This is a genomic window from Cohnella thailandensis, assembly GCF_014212135.1.
Lineage (GTDB): Bacteria > Bacillota > Bacilli > Paenibacillales > Paenibacillaceae > Cohnella > Cohnella thailandensis.
Genome location: NZ_JACJVQ010000005.1, coordinates 297,920 through 316,343 on the forward strand (window position 1 = coordinate 297,920; position 18,424 = coordinate 316,343).

The window sequence follows — 18,424 nt, forward strand, 5'->3', positions numbered from 1 at the left end:
CTCCGAATGGATTCCGAAGGACGCCCCTTTCGCGAGAGCGATAGCGGGCGTCCTTCGGTTCTATCGGGGTTCCGCTGGACGAATTGTTCGATCCCGCTTACAATTGAAAATGATTCTCAATAAAATCACGTCATGCGGAGGAGCGCGATGGCAAGAAATAGTCCGGACGCGGAACATTGGAGTTATTTTCTTTATCGAATGCATGCCATGGCAAGGCGGACAAGCGGGCAGCCGGAGGCGCGGCGCCGGAGAGCGCGGCATCGGCTTATCCTCGCGTTCTCGGGGGAAGGAACGCTGGAGTTGGAAGGCTCTAGCTACAAGGTCGTCTCCTCCCATGCTTACTTCATCCCGCCGAACGCTTCCTGCCGGATGACTCTCGGCTTGCAACGCCCCGCGGAATTGGCCGAAATCGAGTTTAGCGCCATCGGTCCGGAGGGGACGAGGGAGATGGAGCCGAAGCTTCCCGTTTCCTTGCCGATTTCGCATATGCCGACTTGCCTGATGTTATATAAAGAGTTGGAAAAGGAGGCGGGAAAGAGCGGGAGGCTGGAGCTGAGAACGAATCTTCGGTTCCAAGAGCTGCTACTGGCCTTGCTGGAGCCGCTCGAGGCTTCGGCCGAGCCTCAGCCGGAACGGGCCGTTCAGGCGACCGTCGAATACATGGAGCGTCATTACCGAATGAACCTGACGCGCCAGGAGCTCGCCGCGATGGCGGGGATGAGCGCGGACCATTATACGCGAACGTTTAAGAAGGCGATGGGGAAAACCCCTACCGAATTTTTGACGGATATCCGCCTTGGCCACGCAAAAAGGGCGCTGGTTCTGACCAACGACAGCTACCGGTCCATCGCCCAGAACGTCGGCTTTGCCAACGAATTCTACTTTAGCCGCAAGTTTAAGAAGGAGAACGGAGTGGCCCCGTCCGCATACGCGGAGAAGTGGCGGGCGGAACGAAGGATCGTCACGCTCCAGCATCACCTCACGGGTCATCTGCTCGCGCTTGGGGTTGCGCCTCGCGGCGCCTTGATCAACGGGTTTTATCCGCTCCGCCGCGAGCTAACCGGAACGATGGCGATCGGGGAATTCCGTCCGGACTTGGACAAGCTCGTCGCGGCCCGCCCCGGCTTGATTCTGACCTATGAGCTGTTGGACGAAGCCACCGAACCGAAAGCGCGCATGTTCGGCAAGATCGCTCCGACGGTTACGATCCCTTTTTTTGCCGATTGGAGATCTCAACAGCATGAGGTGGCGAAGGCGGCCGGCTTGGAGCGCGAAGCGACGGGCTGGCTGGAGCGGTACGAGCTTAAAGCGTCGATGGTCCGCCGGGATCTCCGGGACCGGATCGGAGAAGACTCCGTGCTTATCGTGGGGGTCGGCAATCGTCGCCTATGCCTCTTCGGCCGCCGCAACGTAGGCGCGGTGTTATACGAGGATCTGGGAATCCGCGCTCCGGAGGCCGCCGAGGGCATCGAGCATTTCCGTTTGATCGACAAGGAAGAATTATTCGCTTGCGATGCCGACCGAATCGTATTCACCGGGTTCCGCAACGACGGCTCCGAGGCGACGCGGGAAGGGATTCAATCCGTTCTTCGATCGCTTAGGGCGGATCCGCGCTGGTCCGGCATGAAAGCCGCGCGCAACGGACGGATTTATTCCTTGCTGGAGGAGCAGCACCTCTATACGTTATATACCTCTTATTCTCATGATCTTCTGCTGGATAGGCTGCTCGCTTTGTTCGGCGATGACGGAATCGTATAAATAGACGTCGGACGCGGACATGTACAATCGGACCCGAATCTCTATAATCGTTAATGAGAATCAATATCATTTACGGATCCCTTGAGGAAAAGGGACAGAGGGGAAGAGGACATGCCAGCCAGACAGAGAACGAGAATGGGAATGCCGTTTGTTATGCTTTTGATCGCCATGATGTTGGTTTTGTCCGCCTGCGGCGGCAATTCGGAGAATAACGAGGGAAACGCGGAAGCGTCCGGATCTCCGGCCGCAAGCGGCGCCGCTTCTTCATCGCAAGGAGCCGAGACGGAGGAGCGAATCGTTAAGCACGCCATGGGAGAGACGAAGATCAAGGGGACTCCGAAGGTCGTGGTCACCTTGTACCAAGGCGCCAACGATACGGCCGTCGCATTCGGCATCAAGCCGGCAGGCATCGTAGAGTCCTGGGTTCAGCAGCCGATCTACGAATACTTGCGCCAAGATCTGGAGGGGATTCCGCTGCTCGGCACGGAAGATCAGCCGAACCTGGAAGAGCTTTACAAGCTGAAGCCGGACGTTATCTTCGCGACGAAGCTTCGCCACGAGAAGATTTACGACCAGCTGTCCCAGATCGCCCCGACCGTCATGATCGACCAGGTGTACGATTGGAAGGATACCGTCCGCCTCATGGGCGAGACGATGAACATGCAGGACAAAGCGAACGAGCTCATGAAGAAATGGGACGACCGCGTGAACGAGTTCAAGACGAAGATGGGCGACAAGCTGCCGATCGAAGCGACGATCACGAACTTCAGAGCCGACCATGCCCGGATATTCTACATGGGTTATGCGGGCATTATCCTGAAGGATTTGGGCTTCTCGCGTCCGCCGGGACACGATTCGGAAGAATGGGGAGTCCAACTGACGTCGAAGGAGAGCATCCCGGACATGAACGCGGACGTCATCTTCAACTTCAACTCGGAAGACGAATCCGGAGCGGTCGACAAGCTCTACAAGGAATGGACCGAGCATCCTCTGTGGAAGAATCTGGACGCGGTCAAGAACGATAAGGTCTATCAAGTGGACGGCGTGGCCTGGAATTTCGCCGGCGGCTATTTGTCCGCTCACCTCATGCTGGACCAGATTAACGAATTCTTCCTTTCATGAGACAGGGGATCAGCCGTTATCGCGCGCCGCTCCTGGCAGGCTCCATACTCTTCCTGCTCGCCGCGTTCGCGGCGAGTCTTCTGCTTGGCAGAACTCCCGTCGGCTGGGGCGACCTTGTCGATTCCATGCTTCGCTACGATCCGTCCGTCGTCGAGCATATCGTCATCCGAACGGAGCGGCTCTCGCGCAGCTTAATCTCCGTCGTCGTCGGAGCGTGTCTCTCCCTGGCGGGGGCTCTCATGCAGGCGCTCTCGCGGAACCCGCTAGCCTCGACCGACCTGTTCGGCATCAACGCCGGGGCGATCTTTTTCGTCGTCTTCTCCGCGCTGTTCCTCGGCTTCGATTCCATGCTCCAGCTGATGGGCTTCGCCTTCCTCGGAGCGACGCTCGCGGCGCTTGCCGTATTCGGCATCGGCTCCTTGGGACGCGGCGGCATGACGCCGATGAAGCTCGTCTTCGCCGGTTCCGCAATCGCGGCGCTGTTCGCTTCCTTTACGCAGGCTATGCTTGTCACGAACGAATCGGGCCTGCAGGATGTCTTGTTCTGGCTGGCCGGCTCGGTCAGCGGCCGCCCGCTCGACAATCTCATTATGGCGCTGCCGCTGCTAGCCGCAGCGGGGCTCGCCGCCTTCCTGCTCGGACGGTCGATCAACGTCTTTGCGGCGGGGGACGAGGCTGCCCGCGGACTTGGTCAAAATACGACCTTGATCAAGGCGTTGCTAGGGGTCCTGATCGTCGTGCTCGCCGGAGGCTCCGTCGCGATCGTCGGAGCGATCGGCTTCGTCGGGCTCGTCGTGCCGCACCTTGCCCGCGCGGTTGCCGGTCGCGACTACCGCTGGATTCTGCCGTTCTCGGCGGTGATGGGAGCCGTTCTTCTGCTTCTCGCGGATATCGCGGCAAGGTTCGTCATCATGCCCAAAGAGGTACCGATCGGCGTCTTGACGGCAGCCATAGGCGTTCCCTTTTTCGTTCATCTTGCCCGGAGAGGAGCGGATCGCGTATGAATCGGATTCGCAGCCGCCGCAATCTATACGCTCTCGGTACGCTCGTGCTGCTGGCGGGCGCGTTCGGCGCCGCGCTGGGCCGTACGCTGATCGCTCCTTGGGACGTGTGGGGCTCGATATTGGGAATCGGAACGGGCGATTACGACTTTGTGGTGCTTACGCTGCGGCTGCCGCGAGTGTACGTTGCCTTGCTCGCAGGAGCGGCGCTAGGCTTATCGGGAGCCGTCCTGCAAGGCGTCGTCCGCAATCCGCTCGCGTCTCCCGATATTATCGGAATCACGGGAGGCGCATCGGCGGCTGCCGTTGCCTTTCTCACGTTCGCGAGCGGAACGGTCGGCATCGGGTTGATGCCCATTGCCGCCATTCTGGGCGCATTCCTCGTGTCGATGCTCGTTTACGCCTTGGCTTGGAGCCGGGGGGTGACGCCGCTAAGGCTCGTCTTTATCGGCATCGGATTCTCGGCGGCGACCGGCGCGGCGACGACGTTCATGATCGTGATGAGCCCGATCGTAACGGCGAGCGAGGCTTATATCTGGCTGACCGGCAGCGTCTACGGCGCGGCTTGGGAAGACGTCAGGCTGATCGGCTCCGCCTTGCTAGTCAGTCTTCCGTTGCTTCTTCTGCTTGCCCGGAGCCTGAACATTCAGTCGCTCGGCGACGAATCGGCCATCGGGCTGGGCGTCGCGCTTCAGCGCCATCGATTCTATCTGATCGGGCTTAGCGTGCTATTGGCGGGCACGGCGGTATCGACGGCGGGAGCCGTCGGCTTCGTCGGCTTGGTCGCCCCGCACTTGGCGCGCCTGCTCGTCGGGCATAGCTTCCGCGGCTTGCTGCTTGGCTCGGCGTTCGCGGGAGGAATGATCGTCTTTCTGGCCGACCTGGTCGCCCGCGTCGCCTTCTACCCGCTGGACATTCCGGTCGGGGTATTCACGGCCGGCGTCGGGGCTCCCTTCTTCCTGTATCTCTTCTATCAGAACCGGAATCGTTTCTAGTCGAAAGGATGCCATCGCGTATGGACATAGACTTCTTCGGGTTAATGGAGAATAAACTTGGAGTTCAGGTATCGGCATTCCCGGCGCGGGAAGACGCCTGGTATCTTCCGGCCTCCAAGTTGCTTGAACCGGGCGTTATGGGCAGATTGCTCGACGAATTCTCGCCGCGCATCCGGAGCGCGGATCGCACGACTGCCGCGACTTACTTCGCCGGCTACTTCGGCGGGGTCGCGCTAGCTTTGCAGCTCGCGCTGTCGCTCCGGGACGTGGTTCCCGATCTTTCGCTAGGCAACCTGGAGGCGGCCATCCTAGGCGATGCCGACAAAGCGTATGTCCGCTTCCGCGTCGTTCGGTGGCAGGAGCAAGGGAACGACGGAACGAAGGCAAGGAAAGACTGGTGCGCGGAGGCGCTTTCGAGCTTCTATCGGAACGAAGCGATGCCATTGATCGCGTCTCTCTCTTCGTCGAGCGGGTTGCACCCGCGCGAGCTGTGGGGCCAGATGCCGACGAGATTCCGGAACGCCGTCGTCCTCCTCCAAGAAGAGATGGCGGGATCGGAGAACCTGCTCCGATTGAATAGCGATTATTCCGTCCTTAGGGAGGGGCTCGAACCCGTTCGTTGCTTCGGGCTCCCTCGCAATCCGTTCCAGTCCGCCATCAGGCTCGTCGAGCCCTTGAAGGGAACGGGAAAGCCCGCCGCAATCAAGGCGGCCTGCTGCCTTTATTACAAGACGGATGGAGGCTCGTTCTGCTATACCTGCCCGCGTTTGAAGGAAGAAGAGAGAGCCGCAAGAAGAGCCGGTTTTGCCGAGTGATTCTTCGGGCAGTCCTTCCTGAATCACTCTACCTCCCCGAGACCCGGGGAGGTTCTTTGTATTTTCGGCAATATAGTAGTTTTGTTAGTGTTGTTAGTTTTATTTAACGATAATATAATTATTGAAAATAATAACATTCAAGGAGAATCCATCATGAAGTTAGGCAAGTGGGTCCAATCCCGCGTGAGCTTGAGCGTCGGAAGCAAGCTGTTTCTGACCTTTTTCGCGGGAATCGTCGCTTTCGTCGCCATCGTAGGGGGGTTATCCTACGAAATCTCCAAGTCTATCATCACGGACCAGGCTCAGAGCAGCTTTGGTCAAACCATAGAAAAAACGACAGATATGGTGGGGATGTCTCTCGATACCGTTGCAAACGCTTCGAAAAAGCTCGCGCTCAATAGCGAGTTCACCCAGAGCGTCCAATCCTTGACGACGGAGACGGACGTCGCGACAAGAACGGCCTTGACCAAGAAAACGATGGAAATTTTCCGCAGCATCAAGGCGGAATCGCCGTCGATCTCGAGAGTGTCTATCGTTTACGAGGGAGGCGGCGTGCATAGCGACGGCAAGGGCGTCTCGGCAACCGCTTACCAGGCGGAATGGTTCGAGAGGGCCAAGCAGGCCAACGGGCAGCCGATCTGGCTGTCTCCCGTCGGCGAAGGAGAATCGTTCGTCAAGACGAACGATAATTACAAGCAGGAGCCTTCGATTGCGTTGGCGCGGTTGATTCGCAACACGCTGTCCGCCGCCGACATCGGAGTGGTCGTCATCGAAGTGAATCTGGAGGCGTTGTCGGAACTTCTTCGGGGCGTGGCCGGCGCGGACCTGTTCATCGCGGATTCCGGCAACCGTTACGTGTACAGCGGCGACATGGCGCAAATCGGGCAAGCGACCGGCTACGACGTCTTGGAGTCGAGGGCTGTCGGCCGGAATCTTCTGGCCGTCCATGAGCTAAGCGATACGGGGTGGACGTTGGCGGGAGCGATTCCTTTAAAGGAGCTGACCAAGGACACCGACCGCATTGCGTTCGTCACGATTGCTTGCGCTATCGCTGCCGCCCTGTTCGCGGCCCTGATCGGCTGGGTGATCATCCGGCAAGTGGCCCGACCGATTCTCGCCATCACGAAATTGCTGCAAGGAGCGGCTAACGGGGATTTGACCGGCCGAGCGGAGGAGACGAATCGCCGGGACGAGATCGGCCAGTTGAATGTTCATTACAATGAAATGGTGTCACGGATGGGCCATCTGATCAGCGAGACGGTGGAATCGGCGGGAGCGGTGTTCGAGACCGCCACCTCCCTGGAGAAAGCTTCGCGCGGCAACTCCTCGTCCACGAACCATATTATGCTATCCACGAAGGGGATCGCGGAAGGGGCGCTCCTGCTGGCTGCCGACGCGGAGCGCGGCGTCGAGCTCGCGGAAGGGATCGCGAACAACGTGCGGGCGGTGGTCGACGCCAATTCGGAAATGGGCGAACGAGCCTACGAGGTTCAACGGGTCGGCAACGAAGGCCGCCGGCATCTGAACCGTTTAACGGGAACGACCGAGAGCGTGGAGCAGGCGACGCAAGCTCTGAACGAGAAGCTGACGCTGCTGGAGTCGCAAACGTCGACCATCGCGGATATCGTGGAGCAGCTCGGCAGACAGTCCAGGCAAACGAACATCCTCGCGCTTAACGCGTCCATCGAAGCGAGCAGGGCCGGCGCCGCGGGCAAGGGCTTCCAGGTCATCGCGACCGAAATGAGCAGCCTGGCGAACGATTCGGTGGCGGAACTGGTCAAGGTAGCGGATTGGATGCATACGATGACGGCGGACATCCGCAGCGCGACCGAAGAGATGAACCGCGCGAAACCGCTGTTCCAAGAACAGTTCCAAGCGATCGCGATGACGGAGGGGCTCTTCGGAGAAGTCAACGAGCGGATGGAAGCGTTCATCGGAAGCCTCGAGTCGGCAACCGGGCGCATTCAGGAGATGACGGAGGTCCAGCATGCTTTGCAGCAGACGATCATGAACGTCGGCTCCGTCTCCGAACAATCGACCGCATCGGCTCAGGAGGTCGCCTCCATGACTTCCGAGCAGGCGATCATCAGCGATCAGCTGGTCGAATTGGCCCAAGGGCTGGAGCAGCTCGCGCAGAGATTGAACGGGCTGCTGGAGCGTTTCCGAGTTTAAATTCTATTAATAACAAAGGGATGAAACGGCGAGAAGCCGCTTCATCCCTTTGTTGCCGTTAGCGCTTATTCAACAATCAGCTTGGCCGTCATGTTCAAATGGCCGGTGCCGCAAACGATATTGCATTTGATCTCGTACGTTCCGGCGTCCAGGCTGACGACCTTCGAATCCTTGGCCGCGTTCAGCTTCACTCCCGCGTCCTTGATCTGGATGCCGTGAGCCCCTTGGTCGTTGACGAGCTTGATCTCGACCGGCGTGTTCTTCGGAATCTTGTACTCCGTTTGGTCGAACTGCCAGTTGGACGCCTTGATCACGAGCTCCTGCTCGGCGACCAAAGGCGCTTCGCCGGATGCCGCTTCTTCGTTATTCCCGTTGCTTCCGCATGCCGACAGCGCCAGAACAAGCGCCAAAGCACAGAATAATGCCGCTAGTTTTCTATGTAGGATGACAATCCCCTCCGTTCCCGGTTCCCTTTTTCTGGACATATTCGCCCATACGGTACTTATCATAGCATAACCTTGCGCGGGTGGCACGGCGAATGGCGGGCTTCAAACAATCGTCATAAATGGCCGGAACGATTCCTTCGAGAAGCAATACGAGCTTCTTAAATCGATGCTTCTGCAAGAATTGGATATGAAGCCTCATGCTTCGATCCGAAAGTGGTTCGACGATTGGAGAAGGGATGGCTCTACCTATTCCTAATGAGATGCACCGACAGATACTCTAGACGCCCGTGCGGCGTCTATTTCAGTTTCAAAAAAGTTTCAAACTTGTTTTCTATAATAGATATGGACTAAAAAAATGTCGATTGAAGTCGGAAGGAATGGAACGTCGCCGATATGAAATATGAGAGCACGCAAGTATTGGAAGGTAGAAGCGTTCTTGCCGCATTGGAGCAATCGCTTGCGATGATCGAGTTCGATCGCCATGGAGCGGTGCTATGGGCCAACGAGCTGTTCGCCAAGACGATGGGTTATGAAGTCTCGGAGCTTGTCGGCCGGCATCATCGGATCTTTTGCATGCCTGAATTCGTTGGCAGCGAGGAATACGAAAAGTTCTGGGACTTTCTGCGGTCCGGATCGAAGTTTCAGCAGAAAATCGTACGGGTGAACAAAAACGGAGATTCGGTCTGGCTGGAAGCGACTTATATGCCGGTGCTGGACGAGAACGGGAGAACGGCGGCAGTCGTAAAGGTCGCGACCGACATTACCGCAAGGGAGAACGCCGCCTCTCGAATGACAAACGAGCTGCGCCGGATGGCGGAAGAGCTGCTGCGCCGCACGGAGGAAGGCGCGGGACGCAACCGGCAGGTGGCCTCCGCAGTCGAGCGCGCGGCGGCCGATAGCGAGGAGAATTTGCGTTCGCTATGGGAGTTCGAGGAGCAAACCCAGGAAATAAGGACGATCGCAAGCATGATCCGGGAATTCGCTTCGCAAACCCATTTGCTTGGCCTGAACGCGGCGATCGAGGCTGCGCATGCCGGAGAGCACGGACGCGGGTTCGAAGTGGTCGCCGTCGAGGTAAGAAAGCTCGCCCAGCGGGTTCAACAGTCGGTCAAAGAGATTCAAGCGGCGATCAAGGGGATGACGGACCGGGTAGAACGGGTAGGCTTGGGAATCAAGAGCTCGCGAGACGCCATCGTCGAATGCCGGGAGCAAATCAAGCATGCGATTGCCGAGTTCGACCGAATCGGCGAAGCGGCAGGAGAATTGGAAACGCGGGCGAATACGTTGAAATAGCATAAGGCCGCCTCGAAGATCCGTAAGGACCCTCGAGGCGGCCTTGGCTTTGTTTAATCGCGGCGGACCCTGTTCCGATCTCCGCCCGTTGCCGCGCGGAACGGGTTCGCGACGGGAATGAACAGGTCGACGATCCCGATCACGATCGCGGCCAGAATCGCTCCCAGCCAAGTGACCGCTACTCCTCCGACGATGAACTGCGCCACCCAGATGACGACGGCGCTGGCGATGAACCCGACGATTCCTCGCCCGAACGGGGTGACTCTTTTACCGAAGATGCCTTCGATGATCCATCCCAGAACGGCGATGACCAGAGCGAGCATTAGAGCGCTCCAGAACCCTCCGACCGAGAAGTTGGGAACAAGGTACCCGACGATCATCAGCACGATGGCCGAGACAACGAACCTGACGACATGACCCAGGAAACTCATGTGCGGACCTCCTGTGTTCGGTTTATTTGCCAGCGCTCTACGCTGGTATTGAACTTAGTGTAACCGTATTGCGGGCGGCTATGTCTGGAAGGTTTCGCAAGCGGCGGCGGCTGAGCTATAATAGAAACGAGAGGAGTTGGACCTCGCCGTGAACGACAAGGCGCTCTATACATTGGAATACGACAAAATCATTCTCCGGCTGACGGAGCTGGCCGCCACCTCGCTTGGCAAGGAAGAGGCCGGCAAGCTCAGGCCGTCCTCCGACAGCTCGGAGGTTAAGCGCAGGCTTGCGGCGACCGACGAAGCCGTAAGATCCTCCTCGCTGAAGGGAGCCCCTCCGTTCGGAGGAGTGACCGACGTTCGGCCGTCGCTCGGCCGGGCGAAGCTGGGAGGCGTGCTCGGACCTTCGGAGCTGATGGACGTAGCCGGGCTCATCATGGGCTCCCGGAGAATCCGCAAATATATCCAGGCCGTGGCGGACGAAGCCGAAGTTCCGATCCTGTCGGACCTGGTCGAGCCGCTTATCGACGCCAAAGCGATCGAAGACGACATCCGCCGCTGTATCGACGAGCAAGGGGACGTGATGGACTCGGCCAGCCCGGAGCTGGCATCCGTTCGCCGCGATATCCGTATTAATGAAGGAAGAGCGAGAGAGAAGCTGGACAGCCTCATTCGTTCGACCTCCGTTCAGAAGATGCTGCAAGACGTGCTGATTACGATCCGCAACGACCGTTACGTCATTCCGGTCAAAGCGGAATACCGCTCCCACTTCGGCGGAATCGTGCACGACCAGTCGGGCAGCGGCGCGACCCTGTTCATCGAGCCGGAAGCCGCTCTGCAGGTCAACAACAAGCTGCGCGAGCTGAAGCTGAAGGAGCAGAAGGAGATCGAACGCATTCTGCGTCGGTTAAGCGAGCTCGTCGGAACGAAGGCGGAGCTCCTGATATCGGATGCGGAGGCTCTCGGCTACATCGACTTTATTTTTGCCAAAGCCGCTCTCGCGGATTCGATGTTCGGCACGCTGCCCGCCATCAACGACGAAGGGCAGATGAGGCTGAAGCGGGCGCGTCATCCGCTGATTCCCTCGAAGCAGGTTGTCCCGATCGACATCGACATGGGAGAAGAGTACTCGGCGATCATCGTCACCGGTCCGAATACCGGGGGCAAGACCGTATCGCTGAAGACCGTCGGTTTGCTTAGCCTGATGGCCATGTCCGGCCTGTTCGTCCCGGCCGACGACGGGAGCAGGATGTGCGTCTTCGACGGCGTATTCGCCGACATCGGCGACGAGCAGAGCATCGAGCAGAATCTGAGCACGTTCTCCAGCCATATGACGAACCTGATCGGCATGCTGGGACAAGTGACGTCCCGCAGCCTGGTGCTGCTGGACGAATTGGGAGCGGGCACGGACCCGGCGGAAGGCTCGGCGCTGGCCATCGCGATCCTGGAGCATCTGCACAGGATCGGCTGCCGGCTGCTCGCAACGACGCACTACAGCGAGCTGAAGGCTTACGCCTACAATAGGGACGGAATCATCAACGCCAGCATGGAGTTCGACGTGGCGACGCTGCGGCCGACCTACCGACTGCTCGTCGGCGTTCCGGGCCGAAGCAACGCTTTCGCCATCGCGTCCAGGCTCGGCCTGCCGAAGGAGATTATCGAGCACGCGCGGGGTGAGGTGAGCGAGGAAGAGCTCAAGGTCGACGCGATGATCGCGTCGCTCGAGCAGGATCGCCGCCGGGCCGAATCGGAGAGGCAGGTCGCCGAACGGCTGCGCAAGGAAGTGGAGACGCTCCGCCAGCAGATCGAAGACGAGCGCTTCAAGTTCCAGGAGCAGAAGGCGAAGCTGCTCGCCGATGCTCGCGAGGAAGCCCGCCAGGCGGTCGCGAAGGCGAAGCGCGAAGCCGAGGAGATCATCTCCGATCTTCGCCGCATGGCGCTGGAAGAAGGGGCTTCGGTCAAGGAGCACAAGCTCATCGAGGCGAAGCGCAGGCTGGACGATTCGGTCCCGGATCCGGTTCAGCAGCCGAGGAAGAACCAAGGCGGCAAGCCGGTCAAGATCGAGCCGGGGGACGAAGTCAAGGTTCACAGCCTCGGCGGGCAGAAAGGCCACGTGGTCGAGCTGGCAGGCGACTCCGAAGCGCTCGTGCAGCTAGGAATCTTGAAGATGAAGGTGGCGCTCGCGGATCTGGAACCGACGCAGAAGGCGGCGGCTTCCGCCCCCAAGAAGCAGGTTCCCGTTACGACGGTCAAGAGATCGCGCGAAGAGAACACGAGCGGCGAGCTCGACTTAAGGGGCTCGACGCTGGACGAAGCGCTGATCGAGACGGACCGCTTCCTGGACGAGGCGTTCCTCGCGAACATCGGAAGCGTCTATATCATCCATGGCAAGGGGACGGGCGCGCTCCGCGCCGGCATCCAGGAGTTTCTTCGCAGGCACAAGCACGTGAAGAGCTACCGCCTCGGCAATTACGGGGAAGGCGGCGCCGGGGTGACGGTAGCCGAATTGAAATAATCGTTAGGTAACAAGCAAAATTACCGGATGCGAAGGGAGTCGACCGGGCATGCCCAATAACGAGGATAACCATGCGGTGGATACGCTCATGAATTATCCGATTGCCGCGGCTTTGGCCTACTTCTCCGTAGGCATTCTGCTGCTGATCGTTTGCCTGGCCTGCTTCGAGTGGGTGACCCGCTACAAATGCTGGGACGAGATCCGCAAAGGCAACGTGGCGGTGGCGATGGCGACCGGGGGCAAAATTTTCGGAATTTGCAACGTCTTCCGGTACGCCATTCAAGCCCAAAGCGCGATCTACGAAAGCATAGGTTGGGCTGCTCTCGGCTTCGTGCTGCTGCTGGCGGGATATTTTCTGTTCGAGTTTCTGACTCCGGTCATCCGCGTCGACGACGAGATCGCGAAGGACAACCGGGCGGTAGGGCTTATATCGTTCCTGGTGTCGATATCGCTCTCCTTTATTATTGGATCGTCTATCACCTATGGAGACTAGGGGTACGGGAGGATACGAATGAAATATTTGTGGGGCACGCTGTTCGCGTTTGCCGTGCTGTTTTTTGCGTGCGGGATCATTTATATGGTGAAGGAGGGATAACATGGCGGTAGTCGTGTGTCCATGGTGTCAAAGCGAGATTCCGCAAGAGGAAGGGCAAGAGCCGGACAAGTTCTGCCCGGTTTGCGACAACGAGTTGGACGGGTATCGCACCCTGAGGTTCGGCCTCGGGGACGAGGACGTATATCCCGACGATGAAGAGGACGATGACGAATCGGGCTCGTACGGGGCCATCCTATCGGACGAAGAGGAGATTTCGCTCGAGCAGGACGACGAGCTTCAGATCAAGAACGAGGCGCTGATGCAATACGAGGAGACGGTGGAGAAGCTTCTGGACGAACAAGAGGTCGTTCCCGAATGCCCGCAATGCCGGGAGTACATGCTGGAAGCGGGAGAGACGACGGTCCCGGCGGGCGGCTTCCAGCCTCGAGTGCCAGAGGCGCTGGGAGTTCCGATTCTGGATGCGCCTTTTGCGATGAAGATTTACGTATGCCCTTCCTGCTTCAACATGCAGCACTCGTTATCCGAGGGGCATCGGACGGCTCTCATTCAGAAGCTGGCTAACGCGAAGACCGAATAGACGGAGAGGAAGTACGCAAGATGAGCAGAATGGTCCAATCGGTAACCGAGTTGATCGGGGACACGCCGGCCGTCCGGCTGAATCGGCTGGTGGACGAGAGAGATGCCGAAGTGCTCGTTAAACTGTAGAAAATGAACCCTAGCGGAAGCGTGAAGGATCGTGCGGCTTGGGGACTGATCGCGGATGCGGAACAGCGCGGCTTGATTCGCCCGGGCTCCTTGATCGTCGAGCCGACGAGCGGCAACACGGGCATCGGCCTTGCGATGAACGCGGCGGCCAAGGGCTACAGGCTCATCCTTGTCATGCCTGACAACATGACCCGCGAGCGCATCTCGCTTCTTCGCGGCTACGGCGCGGAGGTCGTGCTCACCCCGGCGGCCGAGCGGATGCCGGGCGCGATCGCCAAGGCGAAGGAGATCATCGCCGAGAACCCGGGCAGCTTCATGCCCAACCAGTTCGAGAACCCGGCGAACCCGAATATTCACCGGACGACGACCGCGCTCGAGATTCTCGAGCAGACGGAAGGCCGCCTCGACGCCTTCGTGGCGACGTCCGGCACCGGCGGAACGGTAACCGGCACGGGCGAGACGCTCAAGGAGAAGCTGCCCGGCCTTTACGTGGCGGTCGTCGAGCCCGACGGCTCGCCCGTGCTGTCCGGCGGGCAGCCGGGTCCGCACAAGCTGGTCGGGACAAGTCCCGGCTTCGTTCCGGCCATTCTCAACACGTCCGTCTACGACGAGATCGTTCGCGTGACGGACGAGGACGCGCTCGAGACGACCCGACGGCTCGCCCGCCTGGAGGGGCTTCTCGTCGGACCGTCGTCCGGAGCCTCCGTCTGGGCCGCGCTGCAGATCGCCCGCCGCCTCGGTCCGGGCAAGCGCGTGCTCTGCATCGCCCCGGACACGGGCGAACGGTATTTGAGCATGGGGATTTTCTAAGGGTTGTCGGAACCGGATCGGAAGAGACAGCCGAGCGAGTTGTGAACAAATTAGATAGGACAGGTCGCAAAGCATGCGCCTCTCCGAGAAATGATGGATCTGCGGATCGGGTTGCCCGATCGTGGAAACGCCATTTCTCGGGTGGCGTGTTTTTTGCTTATTCGCCTGCTCGCGCGGGCTTTATATACAACACTATCTTCTGACATCTTGTGTTAGCTTGAAATTAATCAAGAAGGGAAGATTTCTCATGAATGTACTAACGGCCATCGAGAAAAGGCGCGAGATCACGAGGTTTAAGCCGGATGCCATTGCGCCGGAATTATTGGATTCGCTGGTTCGCTCCTTGTACTTGTCTCCCAGCGGCAACAATTTGCCTTCCCGCGAGTTTATTCTCGTCACCGACAAGACGATGCTGGGCGAGTTGACGCCTACCACTCCCTATATGAAGTGGCTGGAGCATGCCGCGGCGGCCGTCGTGATCGTCGCCAGCCCCGAGACAAGCAAATACTGGCTTCAGGATGCGTCGATCGCGGGAGCTTGCGCTTGGTTGAACGCGACATCGCTCGGACTGGGCGCCGCATGGGGAGCCGTCTATCATTCCGAAGAGCATGAGGAATCGAAGCGCCGCGAGGACTATGTGCGGGAGCGGCTTGGGATTCCGGCCGATTACCGCGTGGTGGCCATCCTGGGCTTCGGGTATCCGCTAGAGGAGCCTCCCGCGAAAGAAATGTATCCGTTGGAACGGGTTTTGCATCGGGAACGATTCGAATGACCTTCAATGCTCGGGTTAAACGCATTTACGAGCCGGCCGATGCCTCCGACGGAGCGCGCGTGCTCGTCGATCGGCTCTGGCCGAGAGGCGTGGCCAAGGAAGCGGCTCAGTTGACCCTGTGGATGAAGGAAGTCGCGCCCAGCCCGGAATTGCGCGAGTGGTTCGGGCACCGAGTGGACCGATTCGCCGAGTTCCAAGTCCGCTACAGGGAAGAGCTGGCCGCTCCTTCGATTCAACCCCATCTGGAGCGACTCCGCCGCTGGGCGGCAGCCGAAGGGCTAACCCTGCTGTACGCGGCCAAGGACGAGCGGCATAACCATGCGGCCGTCCTGAAGCGGCACCTGGAGCAAGAGTAAGTAAGCACCAAACCGCCTTTAGAAAAATCCCAGCTTATCCTTCGCATCCTCCGACATCATCCGGGGCTCCCATCGGGGCTCCCATACGATGTCGACGTCCACCTCGGTTTTGCCCGTATTCTCCGTTTATAAATCGCTTTGCTTCGCGATTTTGTGGGCGGAATCACAAATGTCAAATTCTCATGGAACGCGAACGCCAGGATTTGACGATCTTGCGAAGTGTGATAGACGTCACTGTCCGCTCTCGTTTCGGATTCCTATACTAGGGCAGGCGTTCGAACCGGGGGGGACTATCGTTGAATAACGACAAATGGGCTTTTGGACGATCAGGCGAGAAAAGGGAGAAGTCGGTCGAAATACGAGTGGGCTCTATGGGACAAGACCTCGTGTTTCTGGTAACGGGAGGGTCCGCGCACTTGGGAGCCGCGGCCATCGCCGGCGCTTCGGGCGAAGGCAGGGACGCCGTCTTATCGCTCAAGCTGCCCGGTCATCGGGAGGAAGAGCTGGCGTCCGAGCTGGCGACTCTGGCCTCCCGGTCGTTGGGACGCACCGTTGCCGTCTTGGCCGGCATTCACCTGGATCGTCCGTCCAGGCAGGATATCGAAGACATCGTCGCGGAAGCGAGGCGGGAGATGGTTGCCGCGATCGAAGACTGGAAGGCACATCAAACGGCGAGGGGGCGAAGCGGGGATGCCGAAGCCGCTCATTGATTCCTATGGGAAGGTCCACGACTATCTGCGAATATCCGTGATGGATCGCTGCAACTTGAGATGCGTTTATTGCATGCCGGAGGAAGGGATGACCTTCGAACCGGATCACCGCATCCTGTCCTACGATCGCTGCCGCTAGATCGGCAAACGCAAGAAGGGATGACCATTGGCAGCGCAGACGCAGTCGAGCGGCAAGATCGACGGTAAATTCAATCGAAGGACGCTGACCCCCGCAGAAGCGAGAGAGGCCGTTCTGGAACGCATACGTACCCGATCCGGCACGGAGGAAGTTCCTCTTGCGGAAGCGATCGGGCGCTGCCGCTTACTTGTTCGGCGACTGGGATCGGACGATGGCCGCGGTCGTCTCGTTCCGCTTTCTGTATTTCGCGGGAAGCGTCTTTTTCGTCAAGTCGGTGTTCCGCGAGCGGAAAAACAGGCGATGGACCTACTTTTCGTACGTTTGCCGTGCGTTCCTCCTCGCCTTGCCGTTCGCGACCGGATTCCCGTGGATGAGCGCGGCCTACCTGATCTCCGCCGCGCGCTTTCGCGCTCGCTGGCAGACAGATGAAGCCGATGAAGGTCGGAATCATCGAGATCGTCGGCTCCGCGCCGTTTGCGCTGCTGGCGGTATTCCTGCTTCCGATGTATGCTTGAAGGAAGAAGCGAGGAGCTGGAGAAGATGACGGACATCATTCAAGTGGTGGGCTATAAGAACAGCGGCAAGACGACCTTGGTCGGGCATCTGGTCCGAACGCTGACCGAAGCGGGGCTTGCGGTCGGAACCGTGAAGCATGACGCCCACCGTTTCGATGTCGATCGCGAGGGCACCGATACGCACCGCCATCGGGAGGCGGGAGCCCGAATGACCGCGATCACGAACGATTGCCGGACGGCTTTCATGGAAGAGCGGCCGGTTTCTCTGGAGGACATTCTGCGCCGAATGACGGACATGGACGCGGTGATCGTCGAAGGCTTCAAACAGGAGAACCATGCCAAGATCGTCATGATTCGATCGGAGGACGACGAAGAGCTTCTCCGGTTGAAGCAAGTGAAGGCCGTCGTCTCCTGGCTTCCGGGCGAGAGGAGGTACGGGGACCTTCCCGTATTCCCCTTAGGAGACGCGGACGGGTTGGCCTCTTGGGTGAGAGCGAATCTGCTCAAGCGAAAGGGTCCCGACTTCCGGTCGCCATAAGGCGCCGGCGTCAGGACCCTTCGTTCCAGCGCGCGATGCTTCTCCATAAACCGTTTGTATTTCTCCACGGAACGCGGCGAATCGGTCGATCGAGTTTTTTTTTCATCGTCCGATAGGCCTCTTAGCTCCTGCATCTTCTCCTGGATCTGATCCTTATCCGCTTTAACGATCATGGGAGCGCCTCCTTGTCCCCTGTTCTTCTAACGGCGCCTCTAAATTGACAACGATTCTCCCCGGCGGACTGTGACAGGTCTCACCATTCGGCGATAGCTCCGGCGGCCACGCCGAGCGGGTCAACCGAGGCATTCCGAACGCTTCAGGCGCTCTAATGTCCGATAGAACTCGTCTTCGGCAATCTCAACGCGCGAGACCTGCGAATACAAATCGCTGGCGGAGGCTCGCGGACCCGGGTTTATGCCGTTACGGGCGATTATTTGGAGAGCGGCCCTTCCTGCGTTTTACGTTCCGAATCGGCAAGCATAACGCCGGCCGGATTCAGCCATAATACTCCCGTTGCCCTTAAATAGAAACGGGAGGATCGAAACCCATGAACATGAAGCCGTTGTCGGCCAAAGAGCTCGAGTACATCGCCGATTCTCTGTCCAACGAGGATCTGCTGATCAAGCAATGCACGGCGGGGGCGCTTAGCTGCACGAATCCCCAGATAACGCAGGTTCTGATGCATCAGGCGCAGGTTCATCAGTCGCAATATCAGGCGCTGCTGAATTGCCTTCAGCAGCATCAAGCCCTCGCGCCGACTCAGCCGCAAGGCTAA

At 59.1% G+C, this 18,424-nt stretch carries 18 protein-coding genes and 2 pseudogenes; 18 read left to right on the top strand and 2 right to left on the bottom strand.

Going from position 1 to position 18,424, the window contains the following annotated elements; translation table 11 throughout:
* Positions 1-147 precede the first annotated feature (147 nt).
* From H7B67_RS06210 to H7B67_RS06235, 6 genes are all read left to right on the top strand, one after another.
* A complete protein-coding gene (locus H7B67_RS06210) occupies positions 148-1,758 on the top strand; it encodes a helix-turn-helix domain-containing protein (RefSeq protein ID WP_185118920.1) in 1,611 nt (536 codons plus the stop codon).
* A gap of 111 nt (positions 1,759-1,869) precedes the next feature.
* On the top strand, positions 1,870-2,880 hold the full coding sequence (locus tag H7B67_RS06215; protein ID WP_245363970.1) for an ABC transporter substrate-binding protein: 1,011 nt from the start codon (positions 1,870-1,872) through the stop codon (positions 2,878-2,880).
* The gene (locus H7B67_RS06220; RefSeq protein WP_185118921.1) at positions 2,877-3,884 is read left to right on the top strand and encodes a FecCD family ABC transporter permease; all 1,008 of its coding nucleotides are present in this window, start codon (positions 2,877-2,879) and stop codon (positions 3,882-3,884) included. Before H7B67_RS06215 ends, H7B67_RS06220 begins: the two co-directional genes overlap by 4 nt.
* Complete coding sequence (locus H7B67_RS06225; protein WP_185118922.1) at positions 3,881-4,876, top strand: FecCD family ABC transporter permease; 996 nt, start codon at positions 3,881-3,883, stop codon at positions 4,874-4,876. Before H7B67_RS06220 ends, H7B67_RS06225 begins: the two co-directional genes overlap by 4 nt.
* A gap of 20 nt (positions 4,877-4,896) precedes the next feature.
* Positions 4,897-5,691 carry a (2Fe-2S)-binding protein gene (locus tag H7B67_RS06230; RefSeq protein ID WP_185118923.1) on the top strand — a complete coding sequence of 265 codons (795 nt, stop codon included), beginning with the start codon at positions 4,897-4,899 and terminating at the stop codon, positions 5,689-5,691.
* 153 nt (positions 5,692-5,844) lie between these two features.
* Positions 5,845-7,863, top strand: coding sequence for a methyl-accepting chemotaxis protein (locus tag H7B67_RS06235; RefSeq protein ID WP_185118924.1), 2,019 nt, complete (start codon positions 5,845-5,847; stop codon positions 7,861-7,863).
* A gap of 65 nt (positions 7,864-7,928) precedes the next feature.
* On the opposite strand, the gene H7B67_RS06240 is transcribed toward H7B67_RS06235, so the two are convergent.
* Complete coding sequence (locus H7B67_RS06240; RefSeq protein ID WP_245363972.1) at positions 7,929-8,273, bottom strand: cupredoxin domain-containing protein; 345 nt, start codon at positions 8,271-8,273, stop codon at positions 7,929-7,931.
* Between the two features lie 429 nt (positions 8,274-8,702).
* On the opposite strand from H7B67_RS06240, the gene H7B67_RS31070 reads away from it, so the two are divergent.
* Positions 8,703-9,602 carry a methyl-accepting chemotaxis protein gene (locus tag H7B67_RS31070; protein ID WP_185118925.1) on the top strand — a complete coding sequence of 300 codons (900 nt, stop codon included), beginning with the start codon at positions 8,703-8,705 and terminating at the stop codon, positions 9,600-9,602.
* 53 nt (positions 9,603-9,655) lie between these two features.
* Here H7B67_RS31070 and H7B67_RS06250 read toward each other — a convergent pair whose 3' ends face one another.
* A complete protein-coding gene (locus tag H7B67_RS06250) occupies positions 9,656-10,033 on the bottom strand; it encodes a phage holin family protein (protein WP_185118926.1) in 378 nt (125 codons plus the stop codon).
* 148 nt (positions 10,034-10,181) lie between these two features.
* On the opposite strand from H7B67_RS06250, the gene H7B67_RS06255 reads away from it, so the two are divergent.
* The 11 genes and pseudogenes from H7B67_RS06255 (at position 10,182) to H7B67_RS06300 (ending at position 18,424) form a co-directional block, all read left to right on the top strand.
* A complete protein-coding gene (locus H7B67_RS06255; RefSeq protein ID WP_185118927.1) occupies positions 10,182-12,548 on the top strand; it encodes an endonuclease MutS2 in 2,367 nt (788 codons plus the stop codon).
* A gap of 49 nt (positions 12,549-12,597) precedes the next feature.
* Positions 12,598-13,041, top strand: a complete 444-nt coding sequence (locus tag H7B67_RS06260; protein WP_185118928.1) for a DUF350 domain-containing protein — start codon at positions 12,598-12,600, stop codon at positions 13,039-13,041.
* Positions 13,042-13,144: 103 nt separating this feature from the next.
* Positions 13,145-13,681: a hypothetical protein gene (locus H7B67_RS06265; protein ID WP_185118929.1), complete on the top strand. Its 537-nt coding sequence runs from the start codon at positions 13,145-13,147 to the stop codon at positions 13,679-13,681.
* 20 nt (positions 13,682-13,701) lie between these two features.
* Positions 13,702-14,619, top strand: a pseudogene (gene cysK / locus H7B67_RS06270) (cysteine synthase A).
* A 247-nt stretch (positions 14,620-14,866) separates the two neighbouring features.
* Entirely contained in the window at positions 14,867-15,391 is a 525-nt protein-coding gene (locus tag H7B67_RS06275) for a nitroreductase family protein (RefSeq protein WP_185118930.1), read from the top strand.
* Positions 15,388-15,747, top strand: coding sequence for a DUF488 domain-containing protein (locus H7B67_RS06280; protein WP_185118931.1), 360 nt, complete (start codon positions 15,388-15,390; stop codon positions 15,745-15,747). Before H7B67_RS06275 ends, H7B67_RS06280 begins: the two co-directional genes overlap by 4 nt.
* A 296-nt stretch (positions 15,748-16,043) precedes the next feature.
* Complete coding sequence (gene lpdD / locus H7B67_RS06285) at positions 16,044-16,457, top strand: prenylated flavin chaperone LpdD (RefSeq protein ID WP_342592611.1); 414 nt, start codon at positions 16,044-16,046, stop codon at positions 16,455-16,457.
* A pseudogene (locus tag H7B67_RS30765) lies at positions 16,438-16,584 on the top strand (GTP 3',8-cyclase MoaA); the annotation flags it as partial. The gene lpdD and the pseudogene H7B67_RS30765, both read left to right, overlap by 20 nt.
* 169 nt (positions 16,585-16,753) lie before the next feature.
* A complete protein-coding gene (locus H7B67_RS06290; protein WP_185118933.1) occupies positions 16,754-17,140 on the top strand; it encodes a hypothetical protein in 387 nt (128 codons plus the stop codon).
* A complete protein-coding gene (mobB, locus tag H7B67_RS06295) occupies positions 17,137-17,649 on the top strand; it encodes a molybdopterin-guanine dinucleotide biosynthesis protein B (protein ID WP_185118934.1) in 513 nt (170 codons plus the stop codon). Before H7B67_RS06290 ends, mobB begins: the two co-directional genes overlap by 4 nt.
* 547 nt (positions 17,650-18,196) lie before the next feature.
* Positions 18,197-18,424, top strand: coding sequence for a hypothetical protein (locus H7B67_RS06300; protein WP_185118935.1), 228 nt, complete (start codon positions 18,197-18,199; stop codon positions 18,422-18,424).

What these genes read in the sequence shown, in the direction of transcription:
- H7B67_RS06250 (WP_185118926.1), bottom strand. Translation starts at nt 10,033, where the DNA reads ATGAGTTTCCTGGGTCATGTCGTCAGGTTCGTTGTCTCGGCCATCGTG.
- H7B67_RS06265 (WP_185118929.1), top strand. Translation starts at nt 13,145, where the DNA reads ATGGCGGTAGTCGTGTGTCCATGGTGTCAAAGCGAGATTCCGCAAGAG.
- H7B67_RS06235 (WP_185118924.1), top strand. Translation starts at nt 5,845, where the DNA reads ATGAAGTTAGGCAAGTGGGTCCAATCCCGCGTGAGCTTGAGCGTCGGA.
- H7B67_RS06210 (WP_185118920.1), top strand. Translation starts at nt 148, where the DNA reads ATGGCAAGAAATAGTCCGGACGCGGAACATTGGAGTTATTTTCTTTAT.
- H7B67_RS31070 (WP_185118925.1), top strand. Translation starts at nt 8,703, where the DNA reads ATGAAATATGAGAGCACGCAAGTATTGGAAGGTAGAAGCGTTCTTGCC.
- mobB (WP_185118934.1), top strand. Translation starts at nt 17,137, where the DNA reads ATGACGGACATCATTCAAGTGGTGGGCTATAAGAACAGCGGCAAGACG.
- H7B67_RS06300 (WP_185118935.1), top strand. Translation starts at nt 18,197, where the DNA reads ATGAACATGAAGCCGTTGTCGGCCAAAGAGCTCGAGTACATCGCCGAT.
- H7B67_RS06220 (WP_185118921.1), top strand. Translation starts at nt 2,877, where the DNA reads ATGAGACAGGGGATCAGCCGTTATCGCGCGCCGCTCCTGGCAGGCTCC.
- H7B67_RS06230 (WP_185118923.1), top strand. Translation starts at nt 4,897, where the DNA reads ATGGACATAGACTTCTTCGGGTTAATGGAGAATAAACTTGGAGTTCAG.
- H7B67_RS06215 (WP_245363970.1), top strand. Translation starts at nt 1,870, where the DNA reads ATGCCAGCCAGACAGAGAACGAGAATGGGAATGCCGTTTGTTATGCTT.
- H7B67_RS06275 (WP_185118930.1), top strand. Translation starts at nt 14,867, where the DNA reads ATGAATGTACTAACGGCCATCGAGAAAAGGCGCGAGATCACGAGGTTT.
- H7B67_RS06280 (WP_185118931.1), top strand. Translation starts at nt 15,388, where the DNA reads ATGACCTTCAATGCTCGGGTTAAACGCATTTACGAGCCGGCCGATGCC.
- H7B67_RS06260 (WP_185118928.1), top strand. Translation starts at nt 12,598, where the DNA reads ATGCCCAATAACGAGGATAACCATGCGGTGGATACGCTCATGAATTAT.
- H7B67_RS06225 (WP_185118922.1), top strand. Translation starts at nt 3,881, where the DNA reads ATGAATCGGATTCGCAGCCGCCGCAATCTATACGCTCTCGGTACGCTC.